This is a genomic window from Sunxiuqinia sp. sy24, from assembly GCF_052677165.1.
The window spans coordinates 24,295-49,848 of sequence record NZ_JBQYLH010000010.1 but is presented as its reverse complement, the minus strand read 5'-3'; the positions used below and the strand labels follow the sequence as shown (position 1 = coordinate 49,848).

Here is a 25,554-nt window from a genome sequence, read left to right as displayed (position 1 = left end):
TAATTTTAGTTGCTCTACTAAACTTTCGGTAAAGTCCAGGGACTTCGGTAGGTCGGCACCAGGTGCTCATTGGCTTCCGGATCATCGATGAACAAGCTTTTTTCGCTGTCCCAATACAAGCGTCGTCCGGTTTTCAGGGCAATATTCCCCAAATGAGCGACACGCGCGGTGTTCGCGGCAATTTCAATACTGCAATTCAAATCGCGCCGGCGATTACGAACGCCATCCAAAAAGTCAGCCATATGCAAGTCGAGTCCTTTGCCTACTCCTTTTTGCAGCTCCACACGCTCAACCAGGTCCTTGTCGTTCTTGCGTTCAGGAATCACTTCCCAGCCTTCGCGGTCAACCACCAGCGTGCCGTTGTTTCCCACGAAGCCCACGCCATGATTACGGCCAAAATGGCCTCCATCAATTCCCGTTCCATGATCCCAAAGCATGGTAAACCCATCAAATTCATAAATCGCCTGCAGGGTGTCGGGCGTTTCAGCGGCATCATCGGGATACGCAAACTTGCCCCCCATGGCCATCACCGATTTTGGCGCTTTGGCCTGCATACCAAATAAGCCATAATCAATGATGTGAACCCCCCAGTCCGTCATCAATCCACCGGCATAATCCCAAAACCAACGGAAGTTAAAATGAAAACGATTGGGATTGAACGGGCGCTTTTCAGCTGGTCCGAGCCAGAAATCATAGTCTACTCCTTCGGGAGCTTCGCGATCGGGTTTCACTGGAACAGGCTCCATCCAACCTTGGTAAGCCCAGGTGCGCACCGTGCGGATTTTGCCCAGCTTGCCGGAATAAACATACTCGACGGCATCGCGCCAGTGCGGGTCGCTACGCTGCCACTGACCTACCTGAACCACTGTGTTGTATTTATTGGCTGTGGCTTCCATGATGTTGATTTCCTCGATGGAGTTCCCCAGCGGCTTTTCGCAATAAATGTCCTTGCCGGCCTGGCACGCCTCAACAAAAGGCAGGCAATGCCAGTGATCCGGTGTTCCGATTATAACCACATCCACTTCCGGGTCAGCAATCAACTGGCGGTAGTCGTTATATGCCTTGGGTTTCTTTCCTTGCAATTTCTCGGTGTCAGTCAGGCGGGCATCCAGCACCCGCTGATCGACATCGCAAATGGCGACACACTCAGTATTGGGCTGCCCCAAAAAGGCCCGCAAATCGGCAAAGCCCATTCCTTTCGCACCAATCAGTCCGCACCGAATTACTTTTTCGGGCGAGCAGGCGCTCATCGCTGCTGGCATCGAAGCAGCTAAGCCCACCGCTGCCGTTGCTGCAGTGGTCTTCTTGATAAATGATCTTCTACTAGTCATTCGTTCGATTATTAATTATTCCTTCTGCATCGCATCATCAAACGCAATATCCGAAGGAGCAAAATCACTGTAACGCACAAACTCGCAGGACTCAGCAGCGCCGGCTTCGCGGTCCATACCACTGTCTTCCCACTCAATGGATAGTGGGCCTGCATACTGAATGTCATTCAAAGCTCGGATGATGTTTTCAAAGTCGATTTTCCCTCGGCCTACACTTCTGAAATCCCAATAACGACGATGATCTCCAAAAGGCACATGACCGCCAAACACGCCAACAGTGGTTGGCACATCACTCCAATGCACGTCTTTCATATGCACATGAAAGATACGATCGGCAAAGTCATAGATAAAGCGAACGTAATCGACATGCTGATAGCCCAAGTGGCTAGGATCGTAATTGAAACCAAAAGCCGGATGATAATCCAGTGCTTTCAAGGCCCGTTTGGCCGATTCAATGTCAAAAGCAATTTCCGTTGGATGAACTTCCAAGGCGAACTTCACCCCCATCTTTTGGTATTCATCCAGAATGGGTTTCCAACGCTTGGCAAAATCTTCATAGCCTTTGTCGATCATTTCCTGCGACATCGGTGGGAAAGCGTATAACAAATGCCAGATAGAACTGCCGGTAAAGCCAACGACCGTATCCAGCCCCAGTCTCTTGGCCACGTGCCCGGTTTTAATCAATTCCTGTGCAGCACGCTGGCGAACCCCTTCCGGGTCGCCATCACCCCAAATGTAATCGGGTAAAACGTTTTTATGCCGTTCATCGATATTGTCGCAAACACATTGTCCAACCAAGTGATTGGATATCGCAAATAGCTGCAAATCATACTTTTTCAATAAGGCTTTTCGTTCGTCGCAATAGTTCTGATCGGCTTTATCAATTTCCATGTGATCGCCCCAACAGCAAATCTCCAGGCCATCGTAGCCAAAATCTTTGGCTTTCTGACACATGGTTTCAAATGGTAAATCAGCCCATTGCCCCGTAAATAGTGTTACTGGTCTGCCCATAGTTTTATCTTTTTTAGTGGTTATTCTGATTTGATGATTCGTCTTCGGTTCATCTCCTTAGTCATTGGCTGAAGCACGATACGTGAGCTCCGATACCAACAATTGATAACTGACGACCGACGACCGAGAACTTACTCTTCGAACTTCACCCATTTCACCGAGTCGTTGTAGCCGGCCTCAACAACCGTATCGATAAAGCGCATACCTCGAACCCCATCTTTAATACCAGGGAAGTCGAGCATGGCTTCGGTGGGTTGCTCGCCATTCATTTTGGCTCTAACAGTCAAGGAGAAGTTTCGGTAAATATTGGCAAAAGCCTCGAGATACCCCTCCGGATGACCGCCAGGTGTTCGAGTGTTATGCTGAGCGGTATCGCCCATTTGTCCCGTTCCTACCCGTACCATCTCCGTCGGACGATCGGCCCACTTCATCCAAAGGGTGTTGGGTTCGTGCTGATTCCACTCCAGTCCGCCTTTGTCGCCATACATCCGTATTTTCAGCGCGTTTTCTTCGCCGGCAGCAATTTGTGTGGCCATCAAAACACCACGCGCCCCATTGTCAAAACGCAGGAAAGCGGCACCATCATCGTCAAGCAAACGTCCGGGCACAAAAACATTGAGTTCAGCACACAATTCAGTAACCTTTAATCCAGAGATGTATTCGGCCAATTGATGAGCATGCGTTCCGATATCGCCCATGCAACCCGCTTTACCCGATCGTTTGGGGTCGGTACGCCAACTGGCTTGCTGATTACCAGTATCCTCCAACTTGGATGCCAACCATCCTTGTGGGTATTCGACATAAATGCGCTTAATTTCACCCAGTTCGCCACGGGCTACCCGCTCTTTAGCGTCTTTTACAGCTGGATAGCCGGAATAGGTATGTGTCAGGGCCAAGGTCAGGTCCGTTTCGTCCAGTTTAGCCTGAAGGGCAAGCGCTTCGTCAAGCGTAAAAGTAATGGGCTTATCAATCACCACATGAAACCCATTCTCCAGAGCCATCATGGCAGGGGCAAAATGAACAAAGTTTGGTGTGACAATCGTCACAAAATCCATTCGTTCACCCTCGGGCAGTTTGGCTTCACTTTCAAACATTTCCTGATAGGTTGCATACACCCGGTTTTCCGGTAAAAAATAAGATTGACCCGACGCTTTTGAGATGTCAGGATTGACACTGAAACAACCGCAGACCAATTCAATCTGGTTATCCATAAAAGCGGCAAGACGGTGAACAGCACCAATGAAGGCATCTGAGCCTCCACCAACCATTCCCATTCGAAGTTTACGATTCATAGTAATTGGTTTATTAGATTTTAGTACGTAATTTCCCAAAGTTATAAAACTTAATCCGAATGCTGAAGATTTTTCAGCTCAAAAAATAGACCAGACCAGAATGGATGGACATCGATTGATCAGTCATCTGAAAAAGAAGTAAGCACAAAACAAACTAAGCATCACCATTAATTATGTCTGACTAGGGAGCAAAATCATGCATCCAACCAATAATCTACTTGTAATCTCGATTGAATAAACTTATTTTTGATATCTCACTAAACCAATAACAACAATGAAACGACGCAACTTCATCAGGAATACTGCCCTCAGTAGTTTTGTAGCCACAGGTCTAGCCTCCGGCCTTTCGGCCTCCGCATCAACAAAAAAGGAATCAAACACAGCTCAGTTTAAACTGAAATATGCTCCCGGATTGGGAACCTTCAAAGAGCTTGCCGGCAATGATCCGATTGACCAGATCAAGTTTATGCACGACCAAGGGTTTCGGGCCATTTTCGATAATGGCTTGATGCATAAAGAGCCAGCCCTGCAGGAAAAAATTGCCAACGAACTGGCTCGGCTTGGAATGGATTTAGGTCCTTTCGTTTTGTATGCCGATTTTGGCGTGAAATCGTTTGTTACGCAAAATCCGGAAATCAAAGAGATGTTGAAAAAGAAGATGCAAGAAGGCCTCGAATGCGCCAAGCGAACCAACGCCAAAACCGCGCTGGTGGTTCCCGGACGCTTTGCCGACAACCTGGAATGGGATTACCAAACAGCCAACGTGATTGAAAACATGCGCATGTGCTGCGAAGTGGTTGAACCTGCTGGCTTAAAGCTGGTGCTGGAACCTCTGAATGCCTGGAGCGACCATCCCGGCTTGTTCCTAACCAAGATTCCACAAACGCACATGATTTGCCAGGCCGTTAACAGCCCAAGCTGCAAGCTGGTAAACGACTTATATCACCAACAAATTACCGAAGGCAACCTGATCCCCAATATTGACAAAGCCTGGGACTCCATCGCCGCTTTCCACATTGGCGACAACCCCGGACGCAAAGAACCAGGCACCGGCGAAATCAATTATGTGAATGTCTTTAAACACATCCACAGCAAAGACTACGATGGTGTGCTTTGCTGCGAGCACGGCCGCAGCCTGCCTGGCAAAGAAGGCGAGTTGGCCTTCATCGAAGCTTACCGCAAAGCGGATAACTTTTAAGCAAATACCAAAGAGCCTCAAGAGATACAGACTTTTGAGTATACTATACATCCTCTAGATATAATACTGAATTTGCAATCCGGAGAACAAGAATATTTCGTCACATCAAGCAAAAGGAAGCCTTTCCAATTGGGGGGCTTTTGCTTTATGCACCTAAGACGTGGCAAATCGACCAAGGAATTCTCTCCGAAGTATGTCCGATCGAAACTGGTCTTTTTTAACCCAATCCACCTGACCCTGAACTTTTCCAAAGGTCAATTCATGTTTTTCAACAGAAAAATGTACTTTTGCTGTTCAATTTTAAATCCTGAGAGTCAGGGATAACACCAAAATCTGCAAAAAAGAAAGAACAACATGAAACGACTGAAAATTAAAGAAGTATTGACTGGCGGCCAAGTGGGCCAGCAAGTGTTGGTTAAAGGATGGGTACGAACCAAGCGTGGTAGTAAGAATGTCAATTTTATCGCCTTGAATGACGGGTCAACCATCAATAATTTGCAGGTTGTTGCTGATGTTGAAAAGTTTGGTGAAGAATTATTGCATAACATCAATACCAGTGCCGCACTGGGAATTACTGGTGAGTTGGTCGAATCAATGGGTAGCGGACAAGCTGTCGAGCTGGTAGCATCTGAAATTACGATTTACGGGAAAGCCGATCCGGAGAAATACCCTATTCAACCGAAGAAACACAGCCTCGAATTTTTGCGCGAGAACGCTCACCTGCGCTTTCGTACGGCTACTTTCAGCGCTGTTTTCCGCATACGTCACGCCATGGCTTTTGCCATTCATAAATATTTCAACGACAAAGGATTTTACTATTTGCACACCCCTATCATCACCGCTTCCGATGCCGAAGGCGCCGGGCAGATGTTTCGGGTATCGACCCTGCCAGCCGTTGAACCGCCTTTAAACGAAGAAGGAGAAATTGATTATACACAAGACTTCTTCGGGCGTCCTACTAACCTGACGGTTTCCGGTCAGCTGGAAGGCGAACTGGGAGCCACCGCTTTGGGTGAAGTGTACACTTTTGGACCCACCTTCCGTGCCGAAAATTCGAATACCACCCGCCACCTGGCCGAATTTTGGATGATTGAGCCGGAAATGGCTTTTTACGAGCTGAAAGACAACATGGATCTGGCCGAAGAGTTCTTGAAATACTTGATCCGTTATGCACTGGACAACTGCATGGACGACCTCAAGTTCTTGAGCAACCGCCTGCAGCAAGAAGAGAAAAACAAGCCACAGGATCAACGCTCGATGGAGTTGATTGAAAAGCTTCAGTTTGTATTGGAAAACGATTTTATTCGCTGCACTTACACCGAAGCCATTGATATCCTGCGGAATTCCAAGCCTTTCAAAAAAGGTAAATTCCAGTATCCGGTGGAATGGGGCATCGATCTGCAAAGCGAGCATGAACGCTACCTGGTTGAAAAACATTTCAAAAAACCCGTCATTTTGATTGATTATCCAAAGGACATCAAAGCCTTCTATATGAAGCAAAACGATGACGGCAAAACCGTAGCTGCCATGGATGTATTGTTCCCTCAAATTGGTGAAATTATTGGAGGCTCGGAGCGGGAATCAGATTACGACAAGCTGGTTAAACGCATGGAAGAAATGGACGTTCCGACTGATGAAATGTGGTGGTACCTGGATACCCGCCGCTACGGAACCGTGCCTCACGCCGGATTTGGACTAGGATTTGAGCGTTTTATTCTGTTTGCCACCGGCATGGGAAATATCCGCGATGTGATTGCCTTCCCCCGGACTCCTAAAAACGCTGAATTTTAACCTGAGAAATTATTCATCAATAATAAAAAACCAAAGAGGTTGACCCAAAAGTCAGCCTCTTTTTGATTACAAAGCTTATATTTGTTAATCGGATAAAAGTTAACTTTGACGAAAATAGGATAGTATGCCATCTCAAAAATTAAGTTTACAACAAAAACTGTTACAAAAGCTTTCGCCCCAACAAATTCAGGTGATCAAGCTTTTGGAGATCCCTACTATTCAGCTCGAACAGCGTATCAAAAAGGAGATCGAAGAGAACCCTGTCCTCGAATTACTTGATGACGAACCCGTTGATCAAAGTGAAGACAACGAGAACAATGATAGTGATGAGTTTTCGCTGGAAGATTATATGGACGAAGATGATACGCCAAGCTATAAGCTGAATGCCAACAACTATTCGAAAGACGATAAACAAGTCGACATTCCGTATAGCTCTGGAACCAGCTTCTATGAGTCGCTAAACGAGCAGTTGGGTGTAACAGAACTAACAGACCAGCAAAAAATGCTGGCTCAATATATCATCGGCAACATAGATGAAGACGGCTATTTGCGTCGCGATTTGATGTCCATCAGCGATGACCTGGCCTTTACGATGAACATGAATGTGACCGAGCAAGAGCTGGAAGAGATTCTCGAAGTCATTCAGGATTTTGATCCGGCCGGTGTTGGGGCTCGTTCGCTGCAGGAATGTTTGCTGCTTCAAATTCAACGTAAAAAAGGCAATGATTCCACTTGCCTGGCCTCGCGGATTCTTCAGCATAGTTTTGACGAGTTTACCAAGAAGCACTACGACAAGATCATTCACAAATATGAAATAACGGAGGACGAGCTAAAAGAAGCTTTTAATGAGATTCTGAAACTCAACCCCAAACCCGGTGGCTCGATGAATAATCCACACAACCGTTCGAACCAGGTCATTGTGCCTGATTTCACCTTGGACAATGTGGACGGAGAGCTGATCTTGTCACTGAACCAGCGCAATGTGCCCGACTTACGGATGAACAATTCCTACCTGGACATGCTGAAAGGCTATACCAGCAACCGTAAAAGTGCTTCGAAAAACCAAAAAGAAGCCGTTCAGTTTGTCAAACAAAAGCTGGATTCGGCCAAATGGTTTATCGATGCCATTAAACAGCGGCAGCAAACCTTGCTTTTAACCATGTCGGAGATTATCGATTTCCAGAAAGAGTATTTCAAAGAAGGCGAAGAAACCAAACTTCGCCCCATGATTTTGAAGGATATTGCCGACCGAACCGAACTGGATATTTCCACCATTTCGAGGGTGTCAAACAGCAAATACATTCAAACACACTTTGGTATTTATCCGCTAAAATATTTCTTTTCAGAAGGGATGCAAAAAGATACCGGCGAGGAAGTTTCGACCCGGGAAATCAAGAAAATACTGGAAGAATGTATCGAGAAGGAAGACAAGCGCAAGCCGTTAACAGATGATCGGCTGGCCAGTATTTTGAAAGAAAAGTCTTATCCGATTGCCCGGCGAACCGTTGCCAAATATCGAGAACAATTGGGTATTCCGGTAGCCCGATTAAGAAAAGAATTATAAAACCACCCCATGAAGATTAATCTACGTATTGCTCAGTTTTTGTCGCTCTTATTTCATCCGCTACTGATCCCAACTTATGGTTTTCTATTGCTGATGAACTCAGGATTCTACTTCTCTATGCTCACTTTTGACGCGAAGAAACTAATCTTACTGATCGTCTTCATGAGTACCTTGCTGTTTCCCCTGCTTAGTCTTGGAATCCTATCGCTTAACAAGCGATTTAATATCAAAATGGATAAAAGTACCGACCGGGTGATTCCACTTCTTCTAACCGTGATTTATTACTATCTGGGCTATTTTTATCTGGGAAAACTGCAGGTGTACCCTATTTACCGCATATTTCTGCTATCCTCCATCCTGATTATTATTCTGCTTTTACTAATATCCATGAAATGGAAGATCAGCAACCATATGGCCGGTATTGGTGGATTAATTGGAGCGGTGCTGGCCCTCTCCTTCCGCCTGGGGATGAACAGTTCCCTTCTTTTAATCGGATTAATATGTACGGCCGGATTGATCGGAAGCTCTCGCTTACTGCTCAAAAGACATGACCCGCTGCAGATCTATGCCGGGTTCTTTCTCGGATTCGCCATTAACTACCTGGTGATTATTTTTCTATAACCATAATCCAGGCGTCCTTGAGTTCGTCCTCCTGACGAAGCACCTCTAAGGCACTTTGTGCTAAGTCGAAGTCGTTGAACGATTGTAAGGCCAAGCGGTAATAACCATCTTCGTTGCGCATAATAACTGCAGACTTATAACCTTGCTTCTGGTATTTCTGATTCCAGCTTTCAGCAAATTCTTTCACCGTGTAGGTGTCGGCAATCAAAAAATACTTGTCGCCCAGATTAACACCCAGATCGATTTCCTGAACGGGCTCGGGTTCAGGAGCTACAACTTCCGCAACTTGAACGGTATCCTGAGGAGCTACTTCAACCTGAAGGTCTTCTTTCTTCTCCTCGGTTTTACACGCTACAAATACGATTAAAAATACGAATACCAATAGATTTCTTGATTTCATTTCAAAAGTGCTTTTAAACAAAGGTAACGAAAGAAATAAAAAAAATCCTTATCAACTAAGGGATTAATGGCCTACTCAACAAATTTGTAGCCAATACCTTTTAAGGTTTTGATGTGATCATTACCGATCTTTTCGCGAAGCTTGCGAATATGCACGTCAATGGTTCGGTCACCAACAACCACATTATCACCCCAAACAGAAAAGTAAATTTCCTCCCGCGTAAAGACCTTACCTGGCTTGGAAACCAAAAGAGAAAGCAACTCAAACTCTTTTCGGGGAAGGATCATCTCTACGCCTTCGGTGTTGATCAGGTAGCGCTCTTTGTCAATCACGAGATTCCCAATGGTAATGGTTGTTGAATTTTCAACGACTTGCTCGGGTGCAATTCCACCGCCTGTTCGTTTCAGTAAGGCTTTAACACGGCTAACAAGCACTTTGGGCCGAATGGGCTTGGTGATGTAATCATCCGCTCCAGCTTCAAAACCGGCAATTTGCGAATAATCTTCTCCACGTGCCGTCAGAAAGGCGATAACCACGTTGGGCAGCGATGGAATTTTCCGAATTTCTTCGCATGCAGCAATGCCATCCATCTCGGGCATCATCACATCAAGAATGATCAGGTCAGGTGTCTTTTTCTCAGCCAACTTAATCGCTTCTACCCCATTTTGTGCGGTATACACTTTGTAGCCTTCTTTTTCGAGGTTATAACTAATAAACTCCAGAATATCGACTTCATCATCGACCAGTAAGATTTTGTATTTCGTATCACTCATAGTTGGTAGCTTTAACCATTGCTAAAGTAGACCTATAGCGTAAATAGATTGTAATTATGTTTTAAACTTGAAAACTAACGAAAATTACTACTTTCATTTGGCTTTTTCAAGGGTGAAGGTAAAAGTTGTTCCTTCATCAACCGCAGACTTAACATTAATGGTCTGCTCATGGGCTTCAATAATGTGCTTGACAATGGAAAGCCCCAGCCCGGTTCCACCCTGCTCGCGAGAACGAGATTTGTCGGCCCGGTAAAAACGCTCAAAAATACGCGATAAATGCTTGTTGTCAATCCCCAACCCATTATCAGCCACTTCAACCATTAAGCTATGTTTCAGGTCATAAAAGGATATTTTCACAAATCCTTTTCGTCTACCGTATTTAATACCATTCACCACCAGGTTGGTTATCACCTCGGTTATCCGCTTTTTATCGGCAAGTACTTTCACCGGCCTCTCGGGGCGGTTAAACAACAATTGAATTTTACGCTCAGAAGCCATCATCTGTTCCATCTCTAACACATCATCCGTTAAGCGAACCAAGTCAAACACTTCCAGTTTCAATTTCAGTTCTCCGGATTCAAGTTTGGTAATAGACTCCAGATCTTCGACAATGGAAATCATCCGATCGATACTTTTCTCCGTCCGCTTAAGATACAATTTGTTTACTTTCGGATCGTCAATCCCTCCTTCGAGCAAGGTGAGAATATAGCCCTGAATATTAAAAATCGGGGTTTTCAGTTCGTGTGACACATTGCCCACAAAATCTTTCCGATACCGCTCTAAGTCTTTTAAGCGGGTAATTTCACGGGTTTGATTTTTGGCCCACTCTTCCACTTCCAGGCGAGCACGAGAGACTAAGTCAACCTGATCATCGCGTTTCTTAATTTTTTTTCCTTCGATCGGTATTTTCCGGATAATTTTATAAATCGGCTCAATACGATTGTCGACATATTCACGCATAATATAAACAATCAACGAATAAATTATCGCAAAATAAAAGAGAACAAGCACCAAAAACACCCAGAAAGAAAAGCCTAAGAATGAGAAAGCTACGACAAATAAAACGGTTAAAATGGTCAAAGCCATTCCCAAATAAGAAGCCAACTTTTGTGGCGAATATGTTTTCATAGAATCAGAAGTTTCAGGCTAATTTATAATAAAATTTTGCTTGTAATCTCATTAATAGTAAATTGACGGTTCGTTAACGTTTATTTAACGTGCCAGTTGCAGTCAAAAAATTGATAACGCTATTTTTGCCATCGTCAATCATACTAAAAAAAATGGAACAATTCTATCTTATTCTTGTTGTCGTGCTTTTTGCCTTGGCTATATCTGATTTAGTCGTCGGAGTAAGCAACGACGCGGTTAATTTTCTCAATTCAGCTATTGGTTCAAAGGCTGCACCCAAATGGATCATTTTTGCTGTTGCCAGTGTCGGGGTTCTCGTAGGCTCTACCTTTTCCAGTGGAATGATGGAAGTTGCGCGGAAAGGGATTTTTCATCCTGACATGTTTTTCTTTGCAGAAATCATGATCATATTCATGGCCGTCATGATAACCGATGTGATTCTGCTGGATCTATTCAACACGCTAGGCCTACCCACATCAACAACCGTTTCGATTGTATTCGAGTTATTGGGTGCTGCAGTAGCCGTTTCGGTCGTCAAGATTAACCAGGCGGGACAATCCATCGCCGAGTTACACAAATATATTAACTCGGAAAAAGCGCTGGCCATTATCACGGGAATCCTATTATCGGTGTTTATCGCCTTCATTGTCGGAGCACTGGTTCAGTACATTGCACGAATAATCTTCTCATTCAAACACCACAAGACACTGAAATATTACGGTTCGGCTTTCGGGGGTGTAGCTATCTCCGCCATGACTTTCTTCATGATTATTAAAGGAGCCAAAGGTGCTTCTTTCATGTCTGAAACAACTGTTGAATTCCTGAAAACCAACATGGTTAACATCTTGCTGTACAGCTTTATTGGCTGGACCGTTATATTGCAGTTGTTGTATTGGGTTTTCAAAATAGATATCCCCAAAGTAATTGTACTGGTAGGAACCTTTGGACTGGCCATGGCTTTTGCAGGAAATGACCTGGTCAACTTTATCGGTGTTCCATTAGCCGGGTTCTCTTCGTTTAAGGCTTGGGCTGCCAGCGGAGGCATGTCGGCTGACACCTTCGAAATGGGCATGTTGAGTGGTGCTGTTCCTACGCCAACCTACATGCTGGCCATTGCCGGTTTTATCATGATCATCACCCTGATTACTTCGCGCAAAGCACATGGGGTAGTGGCCACCTCGGTTGACCTTTCACGGCAAAGTGAAGGTGAAGAACGCTTTGCTTCTTCTGCCTTTTCACGGGCTATGGTACGTAGCACCATGTCAATCAATAAAGGCCTGCGCAAGGTTCTACCTTCTTTCATCATTAATAGCTTAGACAAACGATTTGAACCCAATACAGAAGAGCAATACAATGCCAAAGACCGCCCCGCTTTTGATAAAATCAGAGCATCTGTCAACCTGGTAGTTGCCGGGATCTTGATTTCAATCGGTACTTCCTATAAACTCCCACTTTCAACTACTTACGTTACCTTCATGGTTGCAATGGGTACTTCACTAGCCGACCGGGCCTGGGACCGCGAAAGTGCCGTGTATCGGATTTCGGGTGTTTTCACCGTCATTGGAGGTTGGTTTATGACCGCCTTGGTAGCCTTTACAGTTGCCTGCTTTATCGCCTGGATTATTTCAATCAGTGGTAACTTCATGATCTTTGTATTTGTCATCATCGCAATTATAATGGTGGGTCGAACTTACTTACTATTTAAAAAACGCGCCAAGGAAGATGCCGAAGAGGAAGAAGAAGAAATTGAGTTGTCTGAACAAATCATTGAAAAAACGAAGAAACAGGTATTAAATACCATTATCAATGCCAACCAGGTTTATTCCATTAGTATTGATAGCTTTATCAAGGAAAACCGAACGCATCTAAAAGAATCACTGGATCTTAACAAGAAATTCCTAAAGAAAGTTAAGAAAGCGAAAGACAAGGTTTTCCCAACCATTCAAACGCTCCAGCAGGAATCGATGGAGAGCGGACATTGCTATGTCCAAATTGTGGACTATCAGCGTGAAGTCTCACACTCGTTAAAATTCCTGATCGACCCACTATACAAGCACCTGGACAACAATCACAAACCATTTATTGAAATTCAGTTGGAAGAAATGACTGACCTGATCAGCCAGGTAGATGACTTTTTCAACTTAACACTGCACTTGGTAAAAGAGGATCAATACGAGAAGTTTGACGAGATGCTGACTCAAAAGGAAGCGTTAACCGACAAACTAACCCAGTTGGAGAAAAAGCAGATTAAGCGAATTAAAGGTAAAGACGTGAGCACTCGAAATTCGTTGCTGTTCTTCAATGTGATTAAGGAAACCAAAAACCTGATTTTACATTCCATCAACTTAATCAAATCGCAACGCGACTTTGTGGAGTTGAGTAAACGATAATTACAACTAGTATAAAAAATGAAAGCCGGGCAAATGTCCGGCTTTTTTTTTGCTTAAATCAGTATCCTGAATATTCACATACATCGGGAATCCGTTGTTCCTTCAGGCTAGATTGAAGATTAACTTTTACGACTAAAATAACGCCGGAATAGGACCTTTTTCAGGTCGCGAAAAATGATTTGGTGGGCAATGACCTCCACTTGATTGTAGCGTGGAAAATCGGCCTGTGTGCGTGTAATGTCGCGATCAGAAATATCAACCTGATACAAGATCGACATCAGCAGATCCGAATTATGGATCAGCAAGGAATCAATTTGCTCCACCAGCTGCTGGTGCAGCTCGTGGTAAGCATCGTCAATATGACCTGAAAAATGAATCTCCACCCCAAACAAGCCAAAATCTTTCATAATCTGGGCGATGGTGTCGAGAATGATGTCTTCGCGGTTCAGAAAGACATCGACATTGGTATGGGTGATATTGGGCAGATTCATGGTTTCCGTTGTTTTAAAGCAGGAAAGGTAGGAATTTTCGAAGAAGAAAACCAAGTCCGGCCTCTTAGCTGTCGTTCGGAACCCTTCGGATTTTTTGTAACTTAGAAATCCGAATGAACGCAGGAACATCAACCAACATTTACGGAACATGAAAGCCAAGTCCACCATCAAACTACCATTGCTTGAAGCCGAAAAAGCCTCGATTAAAGCGCATAAAGTACGCCTGGGTGAGCTTCTCAATTATGCGGTGGATGAACTGGAAGTTTTACTGGACGCCAGCCCCGAACGCGCCCGGGAAATTCATGCTTTAGCCGAGTTTCAGAGCATCCCCTCGGTTGGCCCCAGGTTTGCCAAAGACTTGGTCTTCCTGGGCTACTACACCATCGATGAGCTGAAGGGCCTGGATGGCGCCCAATTGACCGACGCTTACGAGCTTCAAAAAGGCTTCTGGACCGATCCCTGTGTAGAAGATCAGTTTCGCCTGGTGGTGCACTATGCCAACACCCACGACGCAACCAAAAAGTGGTGGGACTTTACCAACGAACGGAAAGCTTACCGCCAGGAGCACGGTTATCCTGCCAACCGCCCCAACACCCCTTGGCACGAGGTTCGGCCAATCCGCTCAAGAGAAGAGCGCAAATGATGTTCGGATTTTCGGATTGCTGGATTTGAAGAACCAGGAAGCTAGAGTCAGGACTCAACGGATGGCTTTCGCCTTAGCCTTTCCTCCCAGAGGATATTCGGATTCTCAGATTGCTGGATCATCGGATGATTGGATTTGAAGAACCAAAAGCCAGGAAGCATGAGCCAAGACTGTACAGATGGCTCTCCCTTCTCCCATGCCTGTGCCTTTCTTCTAAAAAGAAAAGAGTGGCCTACAAGGCTTTTGAGCTAGAAAACAAGGAAAGGAATCCGCGCAGGTACTGCGCTAAGAAAAACCTGTTTGACGACCAGCGGGAGAAGTTGGTTTTCGGGAAGTGACTGACCCGTCTTTTTCGTTCAAAAGACTGGTCAGCCTTGATCTTTTTTGGCATCAAGGCAAAAAAGAAACTGGGGTTCAGGGACAACGCCCCCCACTGCTGCACAATTCTATCATCTGGCATTTCCAGAAAGACTTGACCAGGCGATGCAATCAAGCAGGAGCAATGCAGTGAATATTATTGATTTTTCAAATCTATGCCAGCAGAAAAGGCATAGCTATTTTTAGTATACTTGCAGGTCCTTTCAATATCACCGATCAGATCAAAATTATCCAACAGAAAATAGACAGATAAAATTATGATTAGCCTCAAAAATACCAAGAATATATACACTCTAATCTTTGGCCCGAAAAATTCATTTAACCTCGAACAAAGAGTTTTTATTATTGCCTCTCTTGTCGGCTTATTTTCGTGCATCGTCGGAGTCATTTGGAATTCCATCATCGGCCTGTCATTACATATGAATGTAATTATTGGGAGCTATATTATCCTCTACTATTTTCTTTTCCATTTTGCACGATACAAGCAAATCTATAATCCGTTTGTTTATGCGCTTATAACACTATCCTTCCTATCATTGTTGTATATCAACAGCGGAGGTATAAGTGGGTCTACTCCTGCCCTTTATATTGTTGCACTGGTAACTTTCATAAGCCTCTCCAAACGCAAGCACCATCTATTAATGCTATTGATCACCCTTGCCAACATCGTTATATTGTTTGTCCTCGAATACACATTCTCCGATAAAGTTATTACTGAATACAACAATCGTACAATTGAGGAATTAGATTTAGCATTTGGCTATCTGGCTTCCTCTGTAGCATGTTTTGTTTTTATCAGTTTTTTCAAAAAAACACTATGCGTTAGCCATGCGCAATTGAAGAAATCAAATGAAAACAAAGACTTGTTTTTTAATGTAATTGCACATGATTTAAGAGGGCCATTTAGTCATATTATGAGCCTTACTGAGATAATGGCTGATAAATCGGCAGCTATCACATTAGAAGAGTTTAAAGAATGCTCTGAACTACTAAATCAAGAAACAAAGAAAACCTACCAGTTACTTGAATCACTTTTAGAGTGGGGGAAAATTCAAATGAACAAAGTCACCATAAACCCACAAAAGGTTAATCTAAAAGATGTTATTGACGAAATCACACATTTTCATAAGGAGAACTACACGAAAAAGAATATTAACATTGAAATCCAGGTCGCGAATAATTTGTACGCTTTTGCCGACATCAACGCGCTGAGAATAATCCTACGAAATCTAATTTCGAATGCGATAAAGTTCACTCCAAACAATGGAGAAATTCGTATTACTGTAGAAAAGTCTAAGAATAAGAACCTTTTACTAATTGTAAAAGACAGTGGAATTGGGATGAATAAAATAATTCTTGATAATTTATTTTTACACGAGGTCAGTACGAATCGTAAGGGTTCAAACGGAGAAACAAGTGTAGGACTAGGGTTAATTATCACGAAGGAGCTTATAGAAAAACAGAGTGGAGAGCTTATAATTGAAAGCGAAGAAAATAAGGGTAGCACATTTAAATTTACTATTCCAAGGTCAGCATCTGCTTAGATTCAGATCGGATTCTCAGATTGCTCGATGTTTGGATGATTGGATTGAAGAGAGTCAAGAGCCAAAATGCTAGAACCACCCGCAGCCGCACGATTGTATCGTGTGGTATTTCCTGCTAAGCTTGACCACGCTAATAACCGCAAAGGCGCGAAGAAAGCGCAAAGCAAGGATGCAAGCCTGCGAAAGCAGCGATCACAAAAAACAAACCCACCAGTGAAAACCGGCGGGTTTATTTTCATAGAAAATGAGGATATTTCACCTTATTAGTTCGGACTTAAGGCTTCTTCTTTCGGATTTCGGCGGGCTAACATATTCGCGTAGTAATTTCGTCCGGCGTTGATTAAATCCAGGGCCTCTTCAAACAACGGAGTGCCTTGGGCCTTAGCCATGGCCAACACGTAATTGCAGAAATCCCGATAGGTTTGAAAGGTTTCCCGGCGAATGGTCTTCATATCGTAATCTTCCGTTTGGGCTTCGGTTTGAATACGCTGACCAAACAACACTTTAAAAGCTTCATTGTCGGCCTTTAAACGCGTAATATAGCGCTCCATGTTTAGGGTACTGACATGCGCCGCAGCCGTTGGTTCTTCTAAATCGCTGATCAATTTGTCAATGGCAATCGTTTCGGCTTCGTAATTCAGGTTGGGCAAATTTCTAAAGTTTTTGAAAATCAGGTTCAGGCTGCGGCTGGCAGCCACTTCCTCCGGGTCGTCCGAAAGGGCATAAAGGGCCAAACATCGCCGGCAGGCCTGGTTCGACTTATCGCGTTTGGTATCGGCATTGGCAATATTCAGGGTTATTTCACTCGCCCTGATCTGTGCCATGGCCTTCTCGAACAAATCACTATGATCACTTAACTTACTCATGTAGTTGTTAAATGGCTCATCGGTCATCAGAGCCTGATCAATCGTTCCTAAATCGGCTAAATGACGGTTAACTAATTGGCCTGCTTCGAGGTTCGAAAGCGCAGAAACGCGCAAAGATTCTAGAAAATGTTTCATCGTTAGGTCGTTTTATGTTTATAATTAACTACAAGTTATGACCTTCTGATGAAATAAAAAACATTTCTACTGATAAATTGCCTTTTTTAAGCTGCCTTTTCGATTGAAAATCAAGCGAAATACCCGATACAAGCTACGGCTTGGGTGCCTTGCCATTTTTTGACTCCGGCTGAGCCTCAGCTAAGCCCAAACCAATTAAAGGCACCCCAGCTGAGCCTCAGCTAAGCAGAACTGAAACAAAAACAAGCCGGCTGAGCCTCAGCTAAGCAGAACCGGAACAAAAACAGCCCGGCTGAGCCTCAGCTGAACAGAACTCAATCAAAAACAAGCCAGCTGAGCCTCGGCTGGGCAGAACTGAACCTCAGGCAACTTTTCTGAGCCTCAGCCAGCACCCCAAAAAATGAAAATGACTCAAAAACTTTTGAAAAAATGAGCTTATGATCAGTTTGTTTTGCTAAATTGGCTCCCGTTTCAGTAGAGGCTATCATGTAGCATTTCAAGGTAAACGTAAGTAGGCGAAGCAATCGTGCGGAAGCAGCTTAAAGATTACTGCAAGTGTATAAAATAATAGGAGTAAAAAAAACACTACTGATGAATACTTACTTTAAAGCACAATTACATTATAAGGCTAAACAAATACTATGACAATTCAAGATTTTATTGAACAAATTGAAAGCGAAGAGAAAGAAAGAAGATATTGGTTTGTAAGAACAGATAATGGGCAATATTATGATACATATTTGGAAAATAATTTTATTGCAATAGGTTGGAATTATATTACAGTTCATGACATTGTTAATTCATCAGAAGAAGAAGTTAAAGCTAAAATATCACAACATGAGCCTCAAAGCCCTGAGCAATCTGATGTTTCATATAAAATGAAAATTTCTGGAATTTATAACAAGATTGTCCGCTTTAATGACCTAAGTGAAGGTGATATTATTGTTATTCCAAATGAAGGTTCTGGTAGCTTAGCTTTTGGTGAAATTATTCAAAATCACATCTATGTAAATATTGATGGGGAAAACGATTGCATCTACCACAAAAGAAGAGAAGTAAAATGGCATAAAAGCGGAAATATTAATTCTTTTGACCCACATCTTAGATTTATTAAAAGAAACATGCACACTATTAGTGAGGTAAAAAGTTTTCAGCCATACATTGATAACGTTTTAAATCATTTGTATAAAAGAGGTGAGTATGCTCATTATGTTATAGACGTTAACTTGGCTGATAATATAAATCTTCGGGCATTTACAGACTTGGTCGGAAGTATTGAAAAACTCTCAGCCATAATAAACGCAAATTTTGAACTTGCTGAAGATATACATAGCACAGCTATAAAACTTCAGCTTCAGTCGCCAGGAAATATTGAAATTATATCAAAAGGTCGTAACTTAATGATTTTAGCAGCTTTCTTAAGTTTTGCTTCATGTACCAATAAAGATGATTTAAATTTAGATAATCAAACAAAAACCAATTTCGAAAGCCTGCAAGAAGAACATTCTCAGGTCGTTGATACTTGTCTGCGTGCTTTTGAAAAATTGGAAACCGATAAGTTTGAATTAGACAGTTTATAATGGATTTGACTCCTTTAAATACAATTTCCTCAAGTGATAATTTTTTTAAGTTTATCACATTATCAGGCATAATTATTTGCTTAATTGCTCTTTTTTATCCAACTCACATGCAAAATCAACTTGAGCTTGATAAACTCAAATTTGAGCAAGATTCATTGCTTTTAAATTTAGAAGCCAAGTTAACAACTAAAGAGATTTATCATTTAAGTGCAGATATTGATAGTAGTAAATTAGAATTTAAAAGCTTACGTAAAAAAGGTAATCATGAAGCTGATATTATCAACATAAAGAATAAAATTGAAAAGAAATATGAACTTCTTTCTCCCAAAAAAAAGATAATTCTTACTAAATCAACAATTCAATCCTACAATCGAAAAAAAATACAACTAATACAATCTCAGATTAACAAATATAGAAGTTATAAAACCTGGATGCTTATTATTTCATTTATATTTATCATTGGCGGGGGGCTATTTTGGGCAAAATCACAATTTGTATCTGAAAAGATAAAGAAAAAGCAATTATGAATTTCTCCTAAAGAAAACCCAGTTGGAAACAAGCCGTCATAAATCAGCGAATGCTATCGCACGATTTCACCCTCTACCTCTTCTTATCAACCTTGCCCACGCGATGCAATCCTCCCGCTGCCCAAGATTGTATCGTGTAGTATTTCCAGCTAGCCTTAACCACGCGATACAATCGCACGGGAGCAACAATTGGGCTTGAAGTAACAGGAAACCAAGATTCTGAAACAAGTTCAGAATGACGCTTCGAGTCGGGTGGTTCGGTTGGCCTACCAGGCTTTTGAGCTAGAAAACAAGGGAAGGATACAGCGCAGGTACTTGCTAAGAAAACCCTGTTTGACGACCAACGGGAGGAGTTGGTTTTCGGGGAGTGACTGACCCGTCGTTTTCGTTCAAAAGACTCGTCAGCCTTGATCTTTTTTGATTCCTTTTTGGCATCAAGGCAAAAAAGGAACTGGGGCTCAGGGGCAACGCCCCATTTGTAGATGCGAAAAACGCATTTTAAACTGCCCTTTAGCCCGCAAGCAGTTAGCTTTCCGCAATCCTTTCATCCAATAACTCGCTGGCAGATTCTGAAACAAGTTCAGAATGACGCTACGGTTGGGGCGGTTCGGACGGCCTACGAGGCTTTTGAGCTAGAAAACAAGGAAAGGAATCCGCGCAGGGACTCGCTAAGAAAACCCTGTTTGACGACCAGCGGGAGGAGTTGGTTTTCGGGGAGTGACTGACCCGTCATTTTCGTTCAAAAGACTGGTCAGCCTTGATCTTTTTTGGTTCCTTTTTGGCATCAAGGCAAAAAAGGAACTGGGGTTCAGGGGCAACGCCCCATTTACAATGGAAAATGTACGCCTGAGAATTCTCCTGCAACACAATATTTCTCCCAACAAAAAATCCGGCCTTTAAAGACCGGATTCCTGTATATTTATTCTCTTTTACAGCCTTTTAAAACACGGCTTCCACAATTTTACGGGCATTGTCCGACACACCGTAAGTGTACATGTGTAAGCTGGGCACTTTATTGGCCACCAGGTCTTTCGACTGGTAAATGGCCCATTCAGTACCCACCACTTTGGCATCGTCGTTACTTTTACATTTGGCCAGTTCGGTCGCCAGTTCCTGTGGTAAATCAATACTAAAAATCTTAGGTAGCACCGTCAGCTGATTCTTCAAATTGATGGGTTTAATACCCGGGATAATGGGCACATTGATGCCTGCTGCCCGACATTTGTCCACAAAATTGTAGTATACCTGGTTGTCGAAAAACATCTGGGTAACAATGTAGTCGGCTCCGGCATCAACCTTTCGCTTCAAATAAGCCATGTCGGTGTCGAAATTGGGGCATTCAAAATGCTTCTCCGGATAGCCTGCCACACCAACACAGAAGTCCAGCGGCGAGTTGTTTTTCAGGTCAGGTTCCAGGTACTTGCCTTCGCGCAAGTTCACAATCTGCTCTACCAACTCGTTGGCATTGGCATGCCCATCGGCGTTGGGCCGAAACATGTTATCAGTTTTCAGGCCGTCGCCACGCAAAGCCAGCACATTGCTGATTCCCATAAAATTCAGATCAATCAGCACGTGTTCGGTTTCGCTTTTTGAAAAGCCACCACACAAAATATGGGGCACCACCGGAATGCCGTATTTGTGTTGAATAGCAGCCGCAATGGCTACCGTTCCGGGGCGTTTGCGAACGGTACGTTTTTCAATGCTTCCATCCGCCAACTCTTTAAAAACCATCTCATCCCGGTGCGTGGTAATGTTGATGTACTTAGGATCGTAATCCACCAAGCTCTCGATGGTCCGGTAAATATTACTGGCATCATTCCCTTTCAAAGGGGGAAGCAATTCAAATGAGAAAACCGTTTGATCGCTCTGATTGATGATATCTATTACTTTCATAGTCGGGTCGTACGTTTCGAGTTGTGAACCATATGTTCATTTACTCTGATTATTTAAAAATGTTTTCTATTTTCTTTTGAGCTCTTTGGGCTTCGCGTTCCAGTTCCTTTTCAATCGAATTGTTGAAATGAAAAACCATATCCAACACAAACATAAGCACCATTCCTAAAACGAAGGCAATTACAAATTTTCCAGCCGAATTCTTCATGATCTATTAATTTTATTCCTCTTTACAAGTGTCAGCCTGAATTCATTTCAGGGTTTATCCTTTTTGAGTTAGAGATCCTGAAACAAGTTCAGGACGACTTCCTGTTGCTGCTTTACACTCCTTTATAATTCAGGTTAACGGGTAAAAACTGCTCCACCAAATCTAACGAAACACTCTTGCGACTGGCGTAATCTTCCACCTGGTCTTTCCCAATTTTTTCGAGACTGAAATAGCGTGATTCGGGATGGGCAAAAAACTGCCCGCACACCGCTGCTGTAGGATACATGGCGTAATGCTCCGACAGGGTGATGCCAATTTTTTCGGCACCAAGGATGTTGAACAGGTTCTCCTTTTCGTGGTGTTCGGGACAAGCCGGATAGCCCATGGCCGGGCGTATTCCCTGGTACTTTGTCTTTAAAATATCATCCCACGAAAGGTTTTCATCCGGAGCATACGCCCAGTATTCCTGACGCACTTTTTCGTGTAGCAACTCGGCAAAGGCCTCGGCCAAACGGTCGGCCAGCGCTTCCAGCATAATGGCTTTATAATCGTCGTGATCGGCTTTGTATTCAGTCATCCATTTTTCAATGCCAATACCGGCAGTGACGGCAAACGCCCCGCAGTAGTCGGTTTTATCAACCTCTTTGGGTGCCACAAAATCCGACAGGCAGAAGTTAGGCGAACCTTCGCGCTTCTTCTCCTGCTGACGCAAATGATAAAAACGACCAAGCTCTTTACGGCGTGCTTCATCTTCAAACAACACAATGTCGTCGCCTTCGGTATGAGCCGGCCAGATGGCATAAATACCATTCGCCTGAATCATTTTCTTTTCAATAATTTCGTCGAGCATTAGCTGGGCATCTTCATAAACCTTGCGAGCCTGCTCTCCTTGGCGCTCATCCTCCAGAATGTCGGGGAACTTACCGCGTAACTCCCATACAAAGAAGAAAAAGTTCCAGTCGATGTACTTCCGCAATTCTTCAATCGGAAAGTCAATCAGCTCGAAAACCCCAGTTTGTTTGGGTTTGTAAATCTCATTTTTACTCCAGTCAATCCGGAACTTATTGGCACGGGCTTCTTCTAAAGTCAGGTATTCCTTTTTCTTCTTCTGCCCGTGAAACTCGCGAATTTTGGCATATTCATCTTTTACCGACTGAATATACTCCTGGTTGTTTGCCAACAAATTGGCTACCACATTCACCGTGCGGCTGGCATCTTTGACATGCACCACCGGATGCGAATAGTGAGGTTCAATTTTCACGGCCGTATGAATTTTTGACGTGGTTGCCCCTCCAACTAACAGCGGAACATGGAAATTCTGACGCTCCATTTCAACGGCAACACTGGCCATAATTTCAAGCGATGGGGTAATCAAGCCGCTCAAGCCAATAATGTCGACCTGTTCCTTTATGGCCGTTTCCAAAATCTTTTCGGTTGGAACCATCACGCCCAAGTCAATCACTTCGTAGTTGTTACAGCCCAGCACCACGCCAACAATATTTTTACCAATGTCGTGCACGTCGCCCTTTACGGTGGCCATCAGCACCTTTTTTTGGTTACTTTGCTGGTTCTTAAACTTCGCCTTGTCGGCCTCGACGTAAGGCAACAGGAAGGCTACAGCTTTCTTCATCACCCGGGCCGATTTAATCACCTGTGGCAGGAACATTTTTCCTGATCCAAACAGGTCGCCTACCACGTTCATGCCATCCATCAGCGGGCCTTCAATGATATTTAAAGTCGGCTGATAATGCGGCAAGGCCTCGGCCAAATCAATTTCGATATAATCAGGTAATCCTTTCACCAGCGCATGCTCCAGACGTTTTTCAAGCGGCAACTCACGCCACTCATCTTTACGGACAACCTTGTTTGGATCTGCTTTTAAATCCTGTGCAAATTCGAGCAAACGCTCCGTTGCATCCGGGCGCCGGTTCATCACCAAATCTTCGATATACTCAAGCAAGTCCCTCGGAATTTCGTCGTAAATCTGCAACATCCCCGGGTTCACAATCCCCATGTCGAGCCCGGCTTTAATGGCATGAAACAGAAATACCGAGTGAATGGCTTCGCGCACCAGGTTGTTTCCGCGGAAGGAGAACGACACGTTGCTCACCCCACCACTTGTTTTGGCATGTGGCAGGTTTTCTTTAATCCAGCGAATGGCATTGATAAAGTCCACCGCGTAATTGTTGTGCTCCTCCATTCCGGTTCCAATGGTCAGAATATTGGGGTCGAAAATGATATCTTCAGCCGGGAAATTGATTTTCTTGGTCAACAGTTTGTAGGCACGTTCACATATTTCAATGCGCCGCTCGTAGTTGTCGGCCTGGCCTTTTTCATCAAAAGCCATAACTACCACCGCAGCACCATAACGTTTAATCTTTTGCGCTTGCTCCAGAAACTGCTCCTCCCCTTCCTTCATGCTGATGGAGTTCACGATCGCTTTACCCTGCAAGCATTTCAGTCCGGCTTCAATCACCTCCCACTTCGAGGAATCGACCATCACCGGCAACTTGGCAATATCGGGTTCGGCCATCAACAGGTTCAGGAACCGCACCATTTCTTTTTTGGCATCCAGCATCGCATCGTCCAGGTTCACATCAATCACCTGGGCGCCGTCTTCCACCTGGTCGCGGGCTACCGCCAGCGCTTCTTCAAATTTCTCTTCCCGAATGAGGCGGGCAAATTTGCGTGATCCCGACACATTACAGCGTTCACCAATGTTCACAAAATTGGTTTCGGGGGTGATGGTTACCGGCTCCAGTCCGCTGAACCGGGTTAATTCATCGTTTTTTTGTTTGATATGCGGTTGAGAGGCCGCTGCTATTCCGGCAAATTTCCGGATATGATCAGGCGTTGTTCCGCAACAGCCCCCAATGATATTCACAAAATGGTTGTCCAGAAAATCCTTCACCTGGGTAGCCATTTCTTCGGGCGTTTCGTCGTATTCGCCAAACTGGTTCGGCAAACCGGCATTGGGATACGCACTGATGTAGAAGGGTGCTTTTTTCGCCAGCTCTTCCAAATAAGGACGCATATCTTTGGCTCCCAACGAGCAGTTTAGCCCGATGCTCAGCAAGTCGATGTGACGCATGGAGTTCAGAAAAGCCTCTACGGTTTGACCCGATAAGGTTCGTCCGCTGGCGTCGGTAATAGTACCTGAAACCATCACCGGCAGCCGTTGACCGCGTTTCTCCAGCTCTTCCTCAATCGCAAAAAGGGCAGCCTTGGCATTCAGGGTATCGAAGATGGTTTCCACCAGCAACAGGTCCACACCACCATCCAGCAAACCTTCCAACTGCTCCCGATAGGCCTCTTTGATGCCATCAAACGATTCGGCGCGATAACCCGGATCGTTCACATCGGGCGAAAGTGACAGGGTTTTATTGGTTGGTCCGAGTGCTCCGGCAACATAACGCGGTTTCGAGGGGTCTTTTTGCGTGTATTCATCAGCCACTTTACGGGCCAGCTCAGCCGATGCTTTATTCATAGCGTACACCCACTTTTCGGTGTGGTAATCGGCCTGCGAAATACGGTTGGCATTGAAGGTATTGGTTTCCAATATGTCAGAACCTGCCTCCAAAAATTCAGCATGAATGCCCCGAATGACATCCGGTCGGGTGAGTGACAGGAAATCGTTATTTCCAAACAAATCATTCTTCATGGCTGCCATGTCCTCGTTTCGGAAATCATCCTCCGTTAATGAGTGCTTCTGAATCATGGTTCCCATGGCTCCATCCAACACCAGCACCCTGCTTTTTAACTCCTCGCGTATGTCGTTTTTCCTTATCAT

The 25,554-nt window shown here is 44.1% G+C and carries 20 protein-coding genes; 9 read left to right on the top strand and 11 right to left on the bottom strand.

Going from position 1 to position 25,554, the window contains the following annotated elements:
* Nucleotides 1-17: 17 nt before the first annotated feature.
* From ACUNWA_RS10245 to ACUNWA_RS10235, 3 genes are all read right to left on the bottom strand, one after another.
* Complete coding sequence (locus ACUNWA_RS10245) at nt 18-1,331, bottom strand: Gfo/Idh/MocA family protein (RefSeq protein ID WP_445591811.1); 1,314 nt, start codon at nt 1,329-1,331, stop codon at nt 18-20.
* Nucleotides 1,332-1,346: 15 nt separating this feature from the next.
* On the bottom strand, nt 1,347-2,342 hold the full coding sequence (locus ACUNWA_RS10240; RefSeq protein ID WP_445591810.1) for a sugar phosphate isomerase/epimerase family protein: 996 nt from the start codon (nt 2,340-2,342) through the stop codon (nt 1,347-1,349).
* A 131-nt stretch (nt 2,343-2,473) separates the two neighbouring features.
* Entirely contained in the window at nt 2,474-3,634 is a 1,161-nt protein-coding gene (locus ACUNWA_RS10235) for a Gfo/Idh/MocA family protein (RefSeq protein ID WP_445591809.1), read from the bottom strand.
* 274 nt (nt 3,635-3,908) lie between these two features.
* Here ACUNWA_RS10235 and ACUNWA_RS10230 point away from each other — a divergent pair, with 274 nt between their 5' ends.
* The 4 genes from ACUNWA_RS10230 to ACUNWA_RS10215 all read left to right on the top strand — a co-directional run bounded on the left by ACUNWA_RS10230 (nt 3,909) and on the right by ACUNWA_RS10215 (nt 8,808).
* Nucleotides 3,909-4,832: a hydroxypyruvate isomerase family protein gene (locus tag ACUNWA_RS10230; RefSeq protein ID WP_445591808.1), complete on the top strand. Its 924-nt coding sequence runs from the start codon at nt 3,909-3,911 to the stop codon at nt 4,830-4,832.
* Between the two features lie 354 nt (nt 4,833-5,186).
* On the top strand, nt 5,187-6,623 hold the full coding sequence (asnS, locus tag ACUNWA_RS10225; protein WP_445591807.1) for an asparagine--tRNA ligase: 1,437 nt from the start codon (nt 5,187-5,189) through the stop codon (nt 6,621-6,623).
* Between the two features lie 124 nt (nt 6,624-6,747).
* Entirely contained in the window at nt 6,748-8,187 is a 1,440-nt protein-coding gene (gene rpoN, locus ACUNWA_RS10220) for an RNA polymerase factor sigma-54 (RefSeq protein WP_445591806.1), read from the top strand.
* Between the two features lie 9 nt (nt 8,188-8,196).
* Complete coding sequence (locus ACUNWA_RS10215) at nt 8,197-8,808, top strand: phosphatase PAP2 family protein (RefSeq protein WP_445591805.1); 612 nt, start codon at nt 8,197-8,199, stop codon at nt 8,806-8,808.
* On the opposite strand, the gene ACUNWA_RS10210 is transcribed toward ACUNWA_RS10215, so the two are convergent.
* The 3 genes from ACUNWA_RS10210 to ACUNWA_RS10200 form a co-directional block, all read right to left on the bottom strand.
* On the bottom strand, nt 8,795-9,208 hold the full coding sequence (locus tag ACUNWA_RS10210) for an SPOR domain-containing protein (RefSeq protein ID WP_445591804.1): 414 nt from the start codon (nt 9,206-9,208) through the stop codon (nt 8,795-8,797). The genes ACUNWA_RS10215 and ACUNWA_RS10210 overlap by 14 nt on opposite strands.
* A 71-nt stretch (nt 9,209-9,279) precedes the next feature.
* A complete protein-coding gene (locus tag ACUNWA_RS10205) occupies nt 9,280-9,981 on the bottom strand; it encodes a response regulator transcription factor (protein WP_445591803.1) in 702 nt (233 codons plus the stop codon).
* Between the two features lie 93 nt (nt 9,982-10,074).
* The gene (locus tag ACUNWA_RS10200) at nt 10,075-11,109 is read right to left on the bottom strand and encodes a sensor histidine kinase (RefSeq protein WP_445591802.1); all 1,035 of its coding nucleotides are present in this window, start codon (nt 11,107-11,109) and stop codon (nt 10,075-10,077) included.
* A 152-nt stretch (nt 11,110-11,261) separates the two neighbouring features.
* Between ACUNWA_RS10200 and ACUNWA_RS10195 the strand changes: the two genes are divergently transcribed.
* On the top strand, nt 11,262-13,499 hold the full coding sequence (locus ACUNWA_RS10195) for an anion permease (protein ID WP_445591801.1): 2,238 nt from the start codon (nt 11,262-11,264) through the stop codon (nt 13,497-13,499).
* A gap of 119 nt (nt 13,500-13,618) precedes the next feature.
* Here ACUNWA_RS10195 and ACUNWA_RS10190 read toward each other — a convergent pair whose 3' ends face one another.
* A complete protein-coding gene (locus ACUNWA_RS10190) occupies nt 13,619-13,990 on the bottom strand; it encodes a hypothetical protein (protein ID WP_445591800.1) in 372 nt (123 codons plus the stop codon).
* Nucleotides 13,991-14,138: 148 nt separating this feature from the next.
* Here ACUNWA_RS10190 and ACUNWA_RS10185 point away from each other — a divergent pair, with 148 nt between their 5' ends.
* Together ACUNWA_RS10185 and ACUNWA_RS10180 are read left to right on the top strand one after the other, a co-directional pair.
* On the top strand, nt 14,139-14,633 hold the full coding sequence (locus tag ACUNWA_RS10185) for a helix-hairpin-helix domain-containing protein (protein ID WP_445591799.1): 495 nt from the start codon (nt 14,139-14,141) through the stop codon (nt 14,631-14,633).
* 635 nt (nt 14,634-15,268) lie between these two features.
* The gene (locus ACUNWA_RS10180) at nt 15,269-16,555 is read left to right on the top strand and encodes a sensor histidine kinase (protein WP_445591798.1); all 1,287 of its coding nucleotides are present in this window, start codon (nt 15,269-15,271) and stop codon (nt 16,553-16,555) included.
* A gap of 263 nt (nt 16,556-16,818) precedes the next feature.
* Here ACUNWA_RS10180 and ACUNWA_RS10175 read toward each other — a convergent pair whose 3' ends face one another.
* Nucleotides 16,819-17,556, bottom strand: a complete 738-nt coding sequence (locus ACUNWA_RS10175; RefSeq protein WP_445591797.1) for a DUF6261 family protein — start codon at nt 17,554-17,556, stop codon at nt 16,819-16,821.
* A gap of 641 nt (nt 17,557-18,197) precedes the next feature.
* Here ACUNWA_RS10175 and ACUNWA_RS10170 point away from each other — a divergent pair.
* Together ACUNWA_RS10170 and ACUNWA_RS10165 are read left to right on the top strand one after the other, a co-directional pair.
* Nucleotides 18,198-19,136 carry a hypothetical protein gene (locus ACUNWA_RS10170; RefSeq protein ID WP_445591796.1) on the top strand — a complete coding sequence of 313 codons (939 nt, stop codon included), beginning with the start codon at nt 18,198-18,200 and terminating at the stop codon, nt 19,134-19,136.
* Nucleotides 19,136-19,663 carry a hypothetical protein gene (locus ACUNWA_RS10165; RefSeq protein WP_445591795.1) on the top strand — a complete coding sequence of 176 codons (528 nt, stop codon included), beginning with the start codon at nt 19,136-19,138 and terminating at the stop codon, nt 19,661-19,663. Before ACUNWA_RS10170 ends, ACUNWA_RS10165 begins: the two co-directional genes overlap by 1 nt.
* Nucleotides 19,664-20,602: 939 nt before the next feature.
* On the opposite strand, the gene metF is transcribed toward ACUNWA_RS10165, so the two are convergent.
* From metF to metH, 3 genes are all read right to left on the bottom strand, one after another.
* On the bottom strand, nt 20,603-21,556 hold the full coding sequence (metF, locus tag ACUNWA_RS10160) for a methylenetetrahydrofolate reductase [NAD(P)H] (RefSeq protein ID WP_445591794.1): 954 nt from the start codon (nt 21,554-21,556) through the stop codon (nt 20,603-20,605).
* 49 nt (nt 21,557-21,605) lie between these two features.
* Nucleotides 21,606-21,764, bottom strand: a complete 159-nt coding sequence (locus ACUNWA_RS10155; RefSeq protein WP_445591793.1) for a hypothetical protein — start codon at nt 21,762-21,764, stop codon at nt 21,606-21,608.
* A gap of 112 nt (nt 21,765-21,876) precedes the next feature.
* Nucleotides 21,877-25,554, bottom strand: coding sequence for a methionine synthase (gene metH / locus ACUNWA_RS10150; protein WP_445591792.1), 3,678 nt, complete (start codon nt 25,552-25,554; stop codon nt 21,877-21,879).